At 72.7% G+C, this 13,643-nt stretch carries 12 protein-coding genes and 3 pseudogenes; 6 read left to right on the forward strand and 9 right to left on the reverse strand.

Annotated features, from left to right (window positions below):
* The first annotated feature begins 4 nt into the window (after positions 1-4).
* Both ACLZN2_RS41370 and ACLZN2_RS41375 read left to right on the forward strand, forming a co-directional pair.
* Positions 5-2,020, forward strand: coding sequence for an FAD-dependent oxidoreductase (locus ACLZN2_RS41370; RefSeq protein WP_416984872.1), 2,016 nt, complete (start codon positions 5-7; stop codon positions 2,018-2,020).
* 31 nt (positions 2,021-2,051) lie between these two features.
* Positions 2,052-2,606: a PadR family transcriptional regulator gene (locus ACLZN2_RS41375; protein ID WP_416984873.1), complete on the forward strand. Its 555-nt coding sequence runs from the start codon at positions 2,052-2,054 to the stop codon at positions 2,604-2,606.
* Positions 2,607-2,637: 31 nt separating this feature from the next.
* Here the strand turns inward: ACLZN2_RS41375 and ACLZN2_RS41380 are convergent, their stop codons facing one another.
* Both ACLZN2_RS41380 and ACLZN2_RS41385 read right to left on the reverse strand, forming a co-directional pair.
* Positions 2,638-3,177, reverse strand: a complete 540-nt coding sequence (locus tag ACLZN2_RS41380) for a hypothetical protein (RefSeq protein WP_416984874.1) — start codon at positions 3,175-3,177, stop codon at positions 2,638-2,640.
* Positions 3,178-3,341: 164 nt separating this feature from the next.
* A complete protein-coding gene (locus ACLZN2_RS41385) occupies positions 3,342-4,295 on the reverse strand; it encodes a fibronectin type III domain-containing protein (protein ID WP_416984892.1) in 954 nt (317 codons plus the stop codon).
* Between the two features lie 421 nt (positions 4,296-4,716).
* Here ACLZN2_RS41385 and ACLZN2_RS41390 point away from each other — a divergent pair.
* Positions 4,717-5,412: pseudogene (locus ACLZN2_RS41390) on the forward strand (glycoside hydrolase family 75 protein); the annotation flags it as partial.
* Between the two features lie 450 nt (positions 5,413-5,862).
* Here the strand turns inward: ACLZN2_RS41390 and ACLZN2_RS41395 are convergent.
* On the reverse strand, positions 5,863-6,624 hold the full coding sequence (locus ACLZN2_RS41395) for an SDR family NAD(P)-dependent oxidoreductase (RefSeq protein ID WP_416984875.1): 762 nt from the start codon (positions 6,622-6,624) through the stop codon (positions 5,863-5,865).
* 144 nt (positions 6,625-6,768) lie between these two features.
* On the opposite strand from ACLZN2_RS41395, the gene ACLZN2_RS41400 reads away from it, so the two are divergent.
* Positions 6,769-7,407 carry a TetR/AcrR family transcriptional regulator gene (locus tag ACLZN2_RS41400; RefSeq protein WP_416984876.1) on the forward strand — a complete coding sequence of 213 codons (639 nt, stop codon included), beginning with the start codon at positions 6,769-6,771 and terminating at the stop codon, positions 7,405-7,407.
* Between the two features lie 36 nt (positions 7,408-7,443).
* Here ACLZN2_RS41400 and ACLZN2_RS41405 read toward each other — a convergent pair whose 3' ends face one another.
* The 3 genes from ACLZN2_RS41405 to dhaK form a co-directional block, all read right to left on the reverse strand.
* Complete coding sequence (locus ACLZN2_RS41405; RefSeq protein WP_416984878.1) at positions 7,444-7,854, reverse strand: PTS fructose transporter subunit IIA; 411 nt, start codon at positions 7,852-7,854, stop codon at positions 7,444-7,446.
* Positions 7,855-7,861: 7 nt separating this feature from the next.
* The gene (dhaL, locus tag ACLZN2_RS41410; RefSeq protein WP_416984879.1) at positions 7,862-8,461 is read right to left on the reverse strand and encodes a dihydroxyacetone kinase subunit DhaL; all 600 of its coding nucleotides are present in this window, start codon (positions 8,459-8,461) and stop codon (positions 7,862-7,864) included.
* 94 nt (positions 8,462-8,555) lie between these two features.
* Complete coding sequence (gene dhaK / locus ACLZN2_RS41415; protein WP_416984880.1) at positions 8,556-9,548, reverse strand: dihydroxyacetone kinase subunit DhaK; 993 nt, start codon at positions 9,546-9,548, stop codon at positions 8,556-8,558.
* A gap of 296 nt (positions 9,549-9,844) precedes the next feature.
* Between dhaK and ACLZN2_RS41420 the strand changes: the two genes are divergently transcribed.
* Positions 9,845-10,153 (forward strand): hypothetical protein, encoded by a 309-nt coding sequence (locus tag ACLZN2_RS41420; RefSeq protein WP_416984881.1) that lies wholly within the window; start codon positions 9,845-9,847, stop codon positions 10,151-10,153.
* Positions 10,154-10,186: 33 nt separating this feature from the next.
* Here ACLZN2_RS41420 and ACLZN2_RS41425 read toward each other — a convergent pair whose 3' ends face one another.
* From ACLZN2_RS41425 to ACLZN2_RS41435, 3 genes and pseudogenes are all read right to left on the reverse strand, one after another.
* Positions 10,187-10,543 (reverse strand): hypothetical protein, encoded by a 357-nt coding sequence (locus tag ACLZN2_RS41425; protein ID WP_416984893.1) that lies wholly within the window; start codon positions 10,541-10,543, stop codon positions 10,187-10,189.
* Positions 10,483-10,638 (reverse strand): annotated as a pseudogene (locus ACLZN2_RS41430) (FAD-dependent monooxygenase); the annotation flags it as partial. The gene ACLZN2_RS41425 and the pseudogene ACLZN2_RS41430, both read right to left, overlap by 61 nt.
* Positions 10,639-10,720: 82 nt before the next feature.
* Positions 10,721-10,999 (reverse strand): annotated as a pseudogene (locus ACLZN2_RS41435) (FAD-dependent monooxygenase); the annotation flags it as partial.
* Positions 11,000-11,251: 252 nt separating this feature from the next.
* Between ACLZN2_RS41435 and ACLZN2_RS41440 the strand changes: the two are divergent.
* On the forward strand, positions 11,252-13,643 hold a 2,392-nt coding region (locus tag ACLZN2_RS41440), incomplete at its 3' end, for a methylmalonyl-CoA mutase family protein (RefSeq protein ID WP_416984883.1).

Raw genomic sequence — 13,643 nt, forward strand, 5'->3', positions numbered from 1 at the left:
CGCCATGAGCCGTTACCCCCATCTGCTGAGCCCGCTCGACCTGGGCTTCACCACGTTGCCCAACCGCGTCCTGATGGGCTCGATGCACGTGGGCCTGGAGGAGGCCGTGCGTGGCTTCGAGCGCATGGCGGAGTTCTACGCCGCCCGGGCCCGCGGGGGAGTGGGCCTGATCGTCACCGGCGGTATCGCCCCCAACGACGAGGGGCGCCCCTACGAGGGCGGCGCCAAGCTCACCACCGACGAGGAGGCGGAGCAGCACCGCGCGATCACCGACGCCGTGCACCGCGAGGGCGGCCGGATCGCCCTGCAGATCCTGCACTTCGGCCGCTACGCCTACCACCGGGACCTCGTCGCCCCCAGCCCGCTCCAGGCCCCCATCAGCCCCTTTCCGCCCCGCGAGCTCACCGACGCCGAGGTCGAGCGCACGATCGACGACTACGCCCGCACCGCCCGCCTCGCGCGGCAGGCCGGCTACGACGGCGTCGAGATCATGGGCTCCGAGGGCTACCTCGTCAACGAGTTCATCGCCGCCCCGACCAACCACCGCACCGACCGCTGGGGCGGCTCGTACGAGAACCGCGTGCGCTTCCCGGTCGAGATCGTGCGCCGGGTGCGCGAGGCGGTCGGCGAGGACTTCATCGTCGTCTACCGGCTGTCCATGCTGGACCTGGTGCCCGGCGGCTCCACCCTCGACGAGGTCGTCACCCTCGCAAGGGCCGTCGAGGAGGCCGGCGCGACCATCATCAACACCGGCATCGGCTGGCACGAGGCCCGTATCCCCACCATCGCGACCTCCGTGCCGCGCGGCGCCTACACCTGGGTGACGAAGAAGCTCATGGGCGCGGTGAACATCCCGCTCGTCACCACCAACCGCATCAACACCCCCGAACTCGCAGAGCAGTTGCTCGCCGACGGCTGCGCCGACATGATCTCCATGGCCCGCCCGATGCTCGCCGACCCCGACTTCGTGAACAAGGCCGCCGCCGGCACGCCGGAGGCCATCAACACCTGCATCGGCTGCAACCAGGCCTGCCTCGACCACACGTTCAGCGGCAAGCTCACCTCCTGCCTGGTCAACCCGCGCGCCTGCCACGAGACCGAACTCGTGCTCTCCCCGACCCGGCGGCGCCTGCGCGTCGCGGTCGTGGGCGCCGGACCGGCCGGTCTCGCCTGCGCGGTGTCGGCGGCCGAACGCGGCCACGACGTCACGCTGTTCGACGCGGCGGGCGAGGTCGGCGGCCAGCTCAACGTCGCCCGCAAGGTCCCCGGCAAGCAGGAGTTCGACGAGACGCTGCGCTACTTCCGCCACCAGCTCGACGCGCACGGCGTGGACGTACGCCTCAACACCCGTGTCGCCGCAGGCGACTTGGCGGGTTACGACGAGGTCGTCGTCGCCACCGGCGTCAGTCCGCGCACCCCCGACATCCCGGGCGTCGACCACCCGAGCGTCGTCGGCTACCTCGATGTCCTGCGCGACGGCGCGCCCGTCGGCGACCGCGTCGCGATCCTCGGCGCGGGCGGCATCGGCTTCGACGTCGCCGAGTTCCTCACCGACGGCGGCGACAAGGCGAGCGAGGACCCGGCGGTCTACTTCCGCCAGTGGGGCGTCGACATGGACTACGCGGCCCCCGGCGGCCTCGCCGCCCCTAAGCGCCCCGCCGCGCCGCGCACCGTCCACCTCCTGCAGCGCAAGGAGACCAAGGTCGGTGCCGGTCTCGGCAAGACCACCGGCTGGATCCACCGCACCGAGCTCAAGCACCGGGGCGTCACGATGGTCCCGGGCGTGCGCTACGACCGTATCGACGACGCCGGTCTGCACATCACCGTCGGTGAGCAGAGCACGGTCCTGGAGGTCGACACCGTCGTCCTGTGCACCGGCCAGGACCCGCGCCGCGACCTCTACGACGCCCTGCTCGCCGCCGGCACGAAGGCCCACCTCATCGGCGGCGCCGACGTGGCCGCCGAACTCGACGCCAAGCGCGCCATCAAGCAGGGCACGGAGCTGGCGGCGGCCCTGTAGGACCGCAGGGGCACATCCCTAGGATGACTCCATGTCACTGCCGCACGCGATCCTCACCGCCCTGCTGGAGAAGCCGTCGTCGGGGCTGGATCTGACCCGCCGCTTCGACAGGTCGATCGGGTACTTCTGGTCGGCGACGCACCAGCAGATCTATCGCGAGCTGGGAAAACTTGAGGCCGAGGGGCATATCAGGGAGCTGCCCGCCGCACAGCCGGCCCGGGGCCAGAAGAAGGCCTACGAGGTCCTGCCCGCGGGCCGCGCCGAACTGGCGCGGTGGACGGCCGCGTCCCAGGACCCCAAGCCGCACCGCGACGCGCTGCTGCTCAGGCTGCGTGCCGCGGCCGTTGTCGGCACGGCGGGCCTGGAGGCCGACCTGCGCCGCCATCGGGAGCTGCACCGGCGGCAGTTGGCCGAGTACGAGAAGATCGAGCAGCGCGACTTCCCGCCCGGCGACGACAGCGCGCAGGCCAGGCTGCAGCACCTGGTCCTGCGCGCGGGCATCGAACTGGAGACGTTCTGGATCCAGTGGCTCACCGAGGCGCTGGAGGGACTGCCGGTCGTGGAGGACACCCCTTGGGGGCGGTGAGGACACCCCTTGGGGGCGGTGCGGCCGGTTGTCACAGGCGGTACGGCTTCGAGCGGCGGCGCAGGAACCAGGCCGCCGCGATGACGCCGACGCCCACGAGCGTCCCGCCCACCCCCATCGTCACCGGACCGACGTCGCGGGCCGCGCCGCCGAGGCCGCCCATGACACCGCGCGACGGCGAGGGCGACGTCGTCGCGGAGATCGTCGGGGTGGACGGCGCCGACACGATCACGGACTGGGTGCCCGCCGTGGTGCCGTTGGAGCACATGACGACCACGGTGTAGGTGCCGGGGGAGACACCCGACCAGGCGGCGGACTGGCTGACGCTCGTCCCCGACAGCACCACCTGGCGCCCCTGGGCGAAGCTCGCCTGACCGCTGCCCAGCAGTGCCGCGGTGCCCCAGCTGCCGTTGGTCTGGGCGCAGGCGCCGGTCACCACGGACACCGTGGAGCCGGTCGTGCTGACGGAGATGCCGGAGACCGCGGCCGCCGGCTGCGCGGTCAGGGCGAACGGCAGCACGGCGGCTGCCACGGCCGGTCCTGAGCGGAGAAGAAGACGGGAAGTGCGCATCGGATGCCCTCCGGCGGCACGGTCGGCGGTACATCCCTTGCACCGCCGAGGATCGGGTACGCCCGCGCTGCCTCAAGCGCAGCCAACGTGCCCCCGGACCGGCCCGCACCCGGACCGCATCCGGGCAGGTGACGAATTCCTTCGGACGGCCCAGGCACCGGACGTCAGGTGCCCGCCCCCGTGGTCACGCTCCGCTCCGCCGAGTACGCCCCCCACGTCCCGTCCGGCAGCCGTGCCCGCAGCCGCACCCGGTGCGTGACCCCCTTCTCGCGTCCCACGTAGAAGCTGTACGTCGCCCTGCCGCGCGGCGGCGTCCCGCCCCACACCAGCGAGGTGGCCGTCGCCCCGTCGAGCCGGATCCCGTACTCCGTGACCACGCCGTCGACCCTGGGCGCCACCCAGGACAGGTCGATGTAGTACGCCCCGTCGGCCGCGCGCCGGGTCGTGGCGCGGAAGCCCGCGGGTGCCGTGTCGCCTCCCTCGTCGTCGCCGGGCGGGGTGGTCACGCGCACGGCCGGGCCGGCCGGGGAGAGGTTGTCGGCGGCGTCCCGCGCCCGGACGGTGAAGGCGTACGCGGTGCCCGGCCGCAGGCCCGTGACGACCGTCGCCGTCTGGCCCCCGCCGACGCTGTGGATCCTCGTGCCGCCCTGGTGGACGTCGTACGACACCACCTTGCGGTCGTCCGTCGACGCCGACCAGGACAGCTGGACCGCCCTGCTCCCCGCGGCCCGGCCGGTGACATCGCCCGGGCGGGTCGGCGCCGAGGTGTCCGCCGGGGTCGCCGCCGGTGTCGTCGCCCGCACCCGGCGACCGGGCGGACCGAGCCGGCCGGCGCCGTCCCGGGCCCGCACGGTGAAGACGTACGAGGTGGCGGGGGCCAGCCGTACGACGTCCAGCATGTGCGCGGAGCCGGGCACGTCCGCCACCTTCGCGGAGTCCCGGTACACCTCGTACCCGTCGACCGGCGGATCCGCGACGACCGCGTTCCACATGACGTGCACGCTGGTCGCGCTCCCGGCCCGCGCGGTCACCCCCGTCGGAGCGCCGGGGGCCCGCCCCTCGTCCCCGCCGTCGGCCGCGCACCCGCTCGCCATGGCCAGCGCCAGCCCGCACAGCATCACACGTCGCACGGCTTCGCCTCCCGGGACCGGCGCGGCGGAATTGGTCCGGACCAATATGGCGCGGTGGTGCGAGCACATCAAGACGGCGAACAGATGAAGACGGCGAATGAACAAAGACGGCCGTACCGGCCCGGGGGTTGCGTGATAACTCAGGAAAGTTACGTATGCTGAACCTCCTCCCGGACCGAACTCTCCTTGAGGGAGGTCGAGTTCGGTCCGGTGGCGCGGACGCTGTCGTCGCTGATCCCGCGCCGGCGCGGTGGGCCGGGGGGCCGGATCCGAGAGGTCACCGGCCCCCCGCCCCCTGTCGGGCCGTCAGAAGCGTGCACCGTACGGCCCCCTCGAAATGGCCTCGGCAGGCCGCTCACACCAGATTGGGCTGAGTGTCCGTCACCGTCCCACGAGAGGCTCCCGTATCGTGCGCGCCCAGTCGATGACCCTGGCCGCGGCCGGCCTCGCCCTGCTGGCCCCCTCCTCCGTCTCCGTCGCCGCCCGGCACACCCAGGGCAGCCCCGGTGCACCCGCGATACGGCAGGAGGGCACCGTCCGTGCCGCCGATCTGCTGGCCCGCGTGCGCGACTGCGCCCCGGTGTCCCGGGGGCGTTACCGCACCGACGACGGCGTGCCCGCCACCGTTTCGGTCTGCGGCACCCGCGAGGCCGTCTTCTGGACGGCCGACATGGACATCGACTGCGACGGCCGCCCCGGTCCGCGCTGCAACAGCCGCACCGACTCGCTGTTCTCCGACACCACGGCCTTCGCCCAGTCCGACGGCCGCTACCTCAGCGCCGAGACACTGCCGTACATCGTCGTGCCCGGGGTGAGCGACATCTGGAACCACCGGGATCACGGGGTGCGAGGGGGCTCGGTGGCGGCGGTCGTCTACCGGGACCGGGTCCAGTACGCGGTCGTCGGTGACGTGGGGCCGTACGACATCATCGGCGAGGCGTCCTACGCCACCGCCGCCGCCCTCGGCATCCGACCCGACCCCCACGGTGGCGGCGCGCCCTCCGGCGTCACCTACATCGTCTTCAGGAACTCCCGGGCCACCCCGGTCGAGAGCCACGCGTCGGCCGTGGCGGCGGGGGAGTGGCTGGCCAGGTCGTTCGTGGAGGCCGTGGGCGGGACGGCTCGGGGGCCGGGGCCATCGGTGGGCGGAGGGGCGGCGAAACGCTGGCCGGGGGCATCGGCGGACGGGGGGAACGTGGGCCGATGGCCGCCTGTGCCGACGGCGGACGAGGGGGTGGCGCCCCGTCCGTCGGAATCCCCTGAGGCCGACGCCGACGGAGAGGCCGCGGAGGACGGGGGAGCGGCGGCCGACGAGACGCCGGAGGAACCGGACGGCGAGGAGGGCGAGGGCTCGGAGGAAGTCCAGGACGGCGGCCAGGAGGCCTCCGACGTGGGGACGGACGAGGAGGCGGAGGCCTCGGAGGAGGATGCTGCGGAGGAGGAGTAGAGGGGGGCGGGAATGCGCGGGCCGGCCGGGCCGGACCACGGCGACCGCGCCGGTCGGACGGCCGGGTGGGTGGCCGAGTCGCCGTCCGACCGCCGACCCGGGGTGGTGTCAGACCGCGGACCAGCCGTCGTCGACCGGCAGGACCACGCCGTTGATGTTGCTCGCCGCGTCCGAGGCGAGGAACACGATCGCCGCGGCCTGCTCCTCCGCCTCGGCGAGGCGGCCGACGTTGACGAAGTGCGGGCCGAGCGCCGCCGGACCGTGCGCCGCCTGGTCGGCGTCGACGACGATCGCGGTCTTCGTGCCGCCCGGAGCGATCGCGTTGGCGCGTATGCCCTTGCCGCGGTACATCACCGCGAGGTTCTTCGTGAGCCCCACGATCCCGTGCTTCGAGGCGGTGTACGCCGCACCGGCCGCGCTGCCCCGCAGGCCCGCCTCCGAGGCGGTGCTCACGATCGCTCCCTTGCCGGCGGCCAGCATGTGCGGCAGCACCGCGCGGGTGAGCAGGAAGGGCGCCGTGAGGTTGACCCGGATGACCCGCTCCCACTCGGCGTCGGTGACGTCCGCCAGCGCCGACATCCGGTCCATGATCCCGGCGTTGTTCACCAGCACGTCGACCCCGCCGAAGCGCTCCACCGCGGTGTTCGTCACCTCGTCGACGACGGCCTGCTCGCTGAGGTCCCCGGTGACGGCGACGGCCGTACCGCCCGCCTCCTCGATCTCCTTGACGACGGCCTGCGCGCCGTCCGCGTTGAGGTCGGCCACCAGGACCCGCGCCCCCTCCGCGGCGAAGGCCAGGGCCGTGGCGCGCCCGATGCCCGAGCCCGCTCCGGTGACGACGACGCTGCGGCCTTCCAGTCCAGTGGCCATGTGGTGCTCCTAGCTGCGATGTGCGCGCTGCCCGCGCTCGTGGCGACACCCTACGAGTTAATGTCTGTGAGTGACATAAAGTCGTGGTGAAGAATTCGGGGCACGGAGTTTTGTGGGCGGCGACCGAGACCGGAGGACGACTGGATGACCGCATCCCGCGGACGCACGGGCCGGCCGCCCCTGACCGAGGAGCGCAAGGCGGAGATCCGGCTGGAGATCGCCCACGCCGCGGTGGAACTCTTCGTGGACCAGGGCGTCGCCGCCACCACCGGCGAGCAGATCGGCCAGGCGGTGGGGGTCTCCGCGCGCACGGTCTGGCGGTACTTCCCCAGCAAAGAAGCCTGTGTACGTCCCCTGCTGACGGCCGGCATCGACGCCCTCGCGGCCTGTCTGCGGCAATGGCGCCCGGGCACCGGCCTGGGTGACGCCTTCGCCCGGATCCTGGAGGCCGACGAGCGCCTCGTCGTGGGACCCGACCCAGCCACCGTCGGCGCGCTCGTCCGGCTGACCCGCACCGAACCGGGCCTGCGCGCCGTCTGGCTCCAGACCTACGACGAGGCCGAACCGGCGTTCGCCCGCGCCCTCGCCGATCGGGCCGGACTGCCCGCCGACGACCTGCGGCCGGCGATCCAGGCGGCGATGTTCAACGCGGCCCTGCGCGCCGCCGTGGAGCACCACGCCTGGCGCGCGGCCGACACCGCCACGGCCCCGGCGACGGCCCGGACCGAACTGGCGGAGGCCATCCGCGCGGCCCTCACGGCCGCCGCGGAGGGGCTGGCCTGAACGGCCGCCCGCGGCCCCCTTCGAGCCCGGCCCGCGTCACACCTTTCGGTAGTCGTACGCCTCCGAGGCCGCCGCCATCACCGCGTCGAGGTCGGCTCCGGTCGCCGCCGTGACCACCGCGGCCACCGCGCCCTCGACAAAGGGGGCGTCCACCAGGCGGGCGGTCTCGGGGAGTTCGTCGCCCTCGGCGAGCAGTGCCTTGACCGTGAGGACGGCGCTGCCCAGGTCGGTGAGGAGGGCGACGCCGGCGCCCCGGTCGACGGAGGCGGCCGCGGCGGCCACCAGCTCCGCGCTCGTGCCCAGCCCGCCGCCCTCGGTGCCGCCGGCCGCGGCGACCGGGACGGCGGCGCCGCCGCCCGCGAGCCCCTTCGCCAGCTCGGCCACGGCGGTGGCCACGGCCGCGCTGTGCGAGACCAGCACGATCCCGACCAGCTTCTCGTCGCTCACCCTCGCCTCACTTCCCGCCGGCTTCCACGAGCGCCGCGATGAGCAGGGCGGACGAGGTGGCCCCCGGATCCTGGTGCCCGATGCTGCGCTCCCCGAGGTAGCTGGCCCGGCCCTTGCGGGCCTGAAGGGGTGTCGTCGCCTCGGCGCCCTGCTCGGCGGCGACGCCGGCGGCGCCGAACCCGTCACCGAGCGCGGCCACCGCCGGCACCAGCGCGTCGATCATCGTCTTGTCGCCCGGCGCCGCGCCCCCGAGCTGCATCACGGCGTCCACTCCCGCCCGCAGCGCCTCGGCGAACTGTGCCTCGTCCACCTCGGCCGAGTCCCCGAGCGCCTTGCCGGTCCGGCGCAGCAGAGTGCCGTACAGCGGGCCGGAGGCGCCGCCGACGGTGGAGATCAGCTGGCGCCCGGCGAGCACGAGGACCGCGCCCGGTGTGTCCGTCGACTCCTTCTCCAGCGCCGCGGTCACCGCGGTGAACCCGCGCTGGAGGTTGCTGCCGTGGTCGGCGTCCCCGATGGGCGAGTCGAGGGCCGTGAGCCGTTCCGCCTCGCGGTCGACGGACGCGGCGGTCGCCGTCATCCAACGGCGGAAGAAGTCGGCGTCGAGCACAGGGTCTCCTTGCGTGGTCGTTTCGGTGCGCCTGCCGGCCTTTCGGCCTGTCTGCCTGCCTGCCGTGCTGCTGTCCGCCGTACGGCTTGTCCCCTCACATGCCCCAGCGCAGGCCCGGCGTGCTCACCGGCGCGTCCCACAGCCGCAGCAGCTCCTCGTCGATCTGGCAGATCGTCACCGAGGCACCGGCCATGTCGAGGGAGGTCACGTAGTTGCCGACGAGCGTGCGGGCGACGGCCACCCCGCGCTGGGTGAGGACCCGCTGCACCTCCGCGTTGAAGCCGTACAGCTCCAGCAGCGGTGTCGCGCCCATGCCGTTGACCAGCACGAGGACGGGGTTGCGCGGCGGCATGTCGTCCAGGACGGCCTGTACGGCGAAGTCGGCGATCTCCCCGGACGTCATCATCGCCCGCCGCTCCCGGCCCGGTTCGCCGTGGATGCCGATGCCCAGCTCCAGCTCACCGGCCGGCAGGTCGAAGGTCGGGCTGCCCTTGGCGGGCGTGGTGCACGCGCTGAGCGCGACACCGAAGCTGCGGGAGTTCTCGTTGACCTGCCGGGCGACGGACTGGACCCGCTCCAGCGGCTGTCCCTCGTCGGCCGCGGCACCCGCGATCTTCTCCACGAACAGCGTCGCGCCGGTACCGCGCCGCCCCGCCGTGTACAGACTGTCGGTGACGGCCACGTCGTCGTTGACCAGGACCTTGGCGATCTGGATGCCCTCGTCCTCGGCGAGCTCGGCCGCCATGTCGAAGTTGAGCACGTCGCCGGTGTAGTTCTTGACGACGAACAGCACACCCGCGCCGCTGTTCACGGCGGCCGCCGCGCGCAGCATCTGGTCGGGAACCGGCGAGGTGAACACCTCGCCCGGACAGGCCGCGGAGAGCATCCCCGGTCCGACGAACCCCCCGTGCAGCGGTTCGTGCCCCGACCCGCCGCCGGAGACCAGCCCCACCTTCCCGGCCACCGGAGCGTCCCGCCGTACGACCACCCGGTTCTCCACGTCGACCGTCAGCTCGGGATGAGCGGCCGCCATCCCGCGCAGCGCGTCCGCGACCACGGTCTCCGGAACGTTGATCAGCATCCTCATGGGTACCTCCCAGTGACACTAGCAGCGTAGCCCCTGACCGACGTCTTCGCAGGTCAGAGCGGGTTTGATCGATTCCTGATCTTGGCTGTCCGCAGGGGTCGAAAGCGGCTTCCGGTGAGGCGGTGACCGCGAGGGTCGCGGTTCACGCGAGGGTTCCTCCGAGGGAAGTATCGACCTTGCGGCCGTGAAGGTCACGTGGGCGGGACCTGAGCACCGGAACGGGGGAGCGGGCGGCCGGCGGGGTCTCGCGCCATACTTGCCGACGGAGATGGCGTCGTGGGTGGCAGGGGGCCTCGATGGTCGAGCTGCGTGGGGAAGCGGTCCGGTGGGTGGGCGACGAGCCGTTCCCGGGGATCGTCGAGGTCCGGTTCACGGATGCCGCCGGGCGGCGGTGGTCGCTGTTCGACAAGGCTCCGGTCTTCGGGTCCCGGACCGAACTGCGCCCCGACACGGCCTACCCGGTGGAGGTCACCGTCGCCTGCGTGGTGCTCGGGGACTCGTCGGAGGACGACGCGATCGTCACGGTCTCCACCTCGCCGCACGGTGTGGCGGCGCCGGACGGCTGCGAGGAATTCACGGTGCGGCGGGAGCGGCTCGTCCGCTGAGGGCACGGCGATCGAGTCGGTCCGGCCGCAGCGTCACATGGTCCGCCTACCGCGCAACACGCGGGAAGAGGCGTTCGACCGCGGCGACCAGGGCGGTGCGGCGGGCGGCGAGGGACGGGTCCGCGGCCTGTTCGGCGGCCCGACGGAGCCGATCTCGGTCTGGGTCGCCCAGGTGGTGGCGATCTGGTTGACGAGGGCGAGGACGTCGACCGGATCCCAGACCGGATCGAGTCGCCCGGCCCGCTGCGCCTCGCGCAACTGGTCGACCTTGCGGGCAACGGCCTCACGAGGTTCGAGGCGTCGCGGATGCCCTGGCACATGCCCTGTGCGAGGAACGGCGGCGTCATATGGGCGGCATCCCCGAGGAAGAACAGCCGTTCGGTACGCCACTGCCTGAGGACGAGGGCGTGGAAGCGGTAGGCCGACGCGCGCCACACGACCCGGGGCTCGGCCATCTCCTTCGGATCCTCGTCCTTGTCGAGCATCAGTTCCCAGCGGCTCGCAGTACTGGACGTTGGTGCGCGGCAGCGTCCCGCCCGCGCCGGGGTGCAGGAGGGCGTCCACCGCGAGCCAGGGTTCGTCGAACTCCAGGTCGCGCATGGACAGGCCCGCGTCCGCCCGGATCCGGCTGCTGCCGCCGTCGCACGCCAGCACGTAGCGCGCCCGTACGCTGCGTCGGCGGCCCGCCTCGTCGACCGTCCCGAGCGTCGCGCCTTCACCGTCGGCCTGCACGTCGGTCACCGTGGTGCCGAGTCGGACGTCGACGCCGTCCGACTCGGCAAGGCGTCGGCGGAGGGCCTTCTCGAGCTCCGGCTGGAGGAAGACGTAGTTGGGCGCCCAGCCCAGCGGGTGGGGCGGTGGCGCGGGGCCGTGGCTCGACGGCCGTGGCCCGGTCGAAGGCCACCGCGGTCAGCCCGTACGAACTTTGACAGTCAAGGTTCGATCGAATGCAATCCCGTCGGCCGACAGGGGGACACAACGCCTGGCGCGCCGGACGAACCTGCGGGCCATGTCACATCGCCCCGCCCTGCGATAAATTAGTAGGACGTCCTAGTATCTCGGGGTCGGCGTACCCCTGACCTGTCCGGGAAGGCCTCCATGAGCGAAGTGCATCGGCCCGTGCACCCCATACGTCTGATCACCGCCTCGGCCCTGTTCGACGGGCACGACGCGTCCATCAACATCATGCGCAGGATCTTCCAGTCGCAGGGCGCGGAGGTGATCCACCTCGGCCACAACCGGTCTGTGCAGGAGGTCGTGGACGCGGCACTGGAGGAGGACGCCCATGGCGTGGCCGTCTCGTCCTACCAGGGCGGCCATGTGGAGTACTTCGAATACCTGGTCGACTCGCTGCGCGCCCAGGGCGCGGACCATGTGCGCGTGGTGGGCGGCGGGGGAGGGGTCATCGTCCCCGAGGAGATCGCCCGGCTGCGCGGCAGCGGGGTGACCATCTTCTCCCCGGAGGACGGGCAGCGGATGGGCCTGGCCGGGATGGTCAACTCGGTCGTCAGGGACTGCGACTTCGACCTGTGGGACGGCAAGCCCGCCGACGTTCCCGCGGTCCTCGCGGGCGACCGGTTCGCGGTCGCCCGTGCGATCACCGGCGCGGAGCTCGGCAAGCTGCCGGAGGACTTCCTGGCCCAGGTGCGGGCCGCGGCGGCGGGCCGGACCGTGCCGGTGCTCGGCATCACCGGCACCGGCGGCTCCGGAAAGTCCTCACTGACCGACGAGCTGGTGCGCCGGTTCCGGGTCGACCAGCAGGACAAGCTGCGGATCGCGGTGATCGCGGTCGACCCGACCCGCCGCCGGGGTGGCGGCGCCCTGCTCGGTGACCGCATCCGGATGAACTCCCTGGACGGCAACCGGGTGTTCTTCCGGAGCCTGGCCACCCGCGGCAGCCGTGAACTCCCCGAGCACCTGTCGGACGTGATCGACGTGGTGAAGGCGGCCGGGTTCGACCTGGTGGTCGTGGAGACGCCGGGCATCGGGCAGGGCGACGCGGCGATCGTGCCGTTCGTCGACACCTCCATGTACGTGATGACGCCGGAGTTCGGCGCCGCCTCGCAGCTGGAGAAGATCGACATGCTCGACTTCGCCGACGTGGTGGCGATCAACAAGTTCGAGCGGCGCGGCGCGAAGGACGCGATGCGTGACGTGGGCCGCCAACTGGTCCGCAACCGCGAGGCGTTCGGCCGGCGGCCGGAGGACATGCCGGTCTACGGCACCTCGGCGGCCACCTTCAACGACGACGGCGTCACGGCGCTCTACCAGCACCTCAGGACCGCCCTGGGCGAGCAGGGGCTGCCGCTGATCCAGGGCGCGCTCGCGCCGGTCGACGTGCGTCACTCCTCCGGCATCCGCCAGGTGGTCCCGGCGGACCGGGTGCGCTATCTCGCCGAGATCACCGACACGGTCCGCGGCTACCACGCCGAGACCGGCCGGCTGGCCGAGGCGGCCCGGCGCGTGCAGCGCCTGGAGGCCGTACGGGGCGAACTCGTCGGGGCCGGCTCCGACGCCGCGAACGTCGAGTCACTGCTCGACGGCGCCCGCCGCGACCTCCCGCACGAGATCGGCGAGCAGCTCGAGAACTGGCCGGCGGTCGTGGCCTCGTACTCCGGCGACGAGCAGGTGGTGAAGGTCCGCGACAAGGAGATCCGTACCAAGCTGACCCGCGAGTCCCTCTCCGGCAACAAGGTCCCCCGGGTCGCCCTGCCCCGCTTCACCGACCACGGCGAACTGGTCCGCTTCTGGCGCGCGGAGAACCTGCCCGGCTCCTTCCCCTTCACCGCCGGGGTGTTCCCCTTCAAGCGTGACGGCGAGGACCCGGCCCGGATGTTCGCCGGCGAGGGCGACCCGTTCCGCACCAACCGCCGCTTCAAGCTGCTCTCCGAGGGCCAGCCCGCCACCCGGCTGTCCACCGCCTTCGACTCCGTCACCCTCTACGGCCGCGACCCCGACGAGCGCCCCGACATCTACGGCAAGGTCGGCACCTCCGGCGTCTCCGTGGCCACCCTGGACGACATGAAGGCCCTCTACGACGGCTTCGACCTGGTCGCCCCCACCACCTCGGTCTCCATGACGATCAACGGCCCCGCGCCCACGATTCTCGCCTTCTTCCTCAACACCGCGATCGACCAGCAGGCGGAGGCCTTCCGTACCGCCGAGGGCCGCGAGCCGAACACCCGGGAAGCCGCCGAGCTGAGCGCCCGCGCCCTGGCGAACGTGCGCGGCACGGTGCAGGCGGACATCCTCAAGGAGGACCAGGGCCAGAACACCTGCCTGTTCTCCACCGAGTTCAGCCTGCGGATGATGGCCGACATCCAGGAGTGGTTCATCGAGCGCAAGGTCCGCAACTTCTACTCGGTGTCCATCTCCGGCTACCACATCGCCGAGGCCGGCGCGAACCCGATCAGCCAGCTCGCCTTCACCCTCGCCAACGGCTTCACCTACGTCGAGGCCTACCTCGCCCGCGGCATGCACATCGACGACT

The organism is Streptomyces sp. T028, assembly GCF_048159505.1.
Lineage (GTDB): Bacteria > Actinomycetota > Actinomycetes > Streptomycetales > Streptomycetaceae > Streptomyces.

Coding starts and splice junctions, on each gene's coding strand:
- ACLZN2_RS41375 (WP_416984873.1), top strand. CDS start 2,052: ATGTCACTGCCGCACGCGATCCTCACCGCCCTGCTGGAGAAGCCGTCG.
- dhaK (WP_416984880.1), bottom strand. CDS start 9,548: ATGAGGATGCTGATCAACGTTCCGGAGACCGTGGTCGCGGACGCGCTG.
- ACLZN2_RS41400 (WP_416984876.1), top strand. CDS start 6,769: ATGACCGCATCCCGCGGACGCACGGGCCGGCCGCCCCTGACCGAGGAG.
- ACLZN2_RS41385 (WP_416984892.1), bottom strand. CDS start 4,295: ATGCTGTGCGGGCTGGCGCTGGCCATGGCGAGCGGGTGCGCGGCCGAC.
- ACLZN2_RS41395 (WP_416984875.1), bottom strand. CDS start 6,624: ATGGCCACTGGACTGGAAGGCCGCAGCGTCGTCGTCACCGGAGCGGGC.
- ACLZN2_RS41380 (WP_416984874.1), bottom strand. CDS start 3,177: ATGCGCACTTCCCGTCTTCTTCTCCGCTCAGGACCGGCCGTGGCAGCC.
- ACLZN2_RS41370 (WP_416984872.1), top strand. CDS start 5: ATGAGCCGTTACCCCCATCTGCTGAGCCCGCTCGACCTGGGCTTCACC.
- ACLZN2_RS41420 (WP_416984881.1), top strand. CDS start 9,845: ATGGTCGAGCTGCGTGGGGAAGCGGTCCGGTGGGTGGGCGACGAGCCG.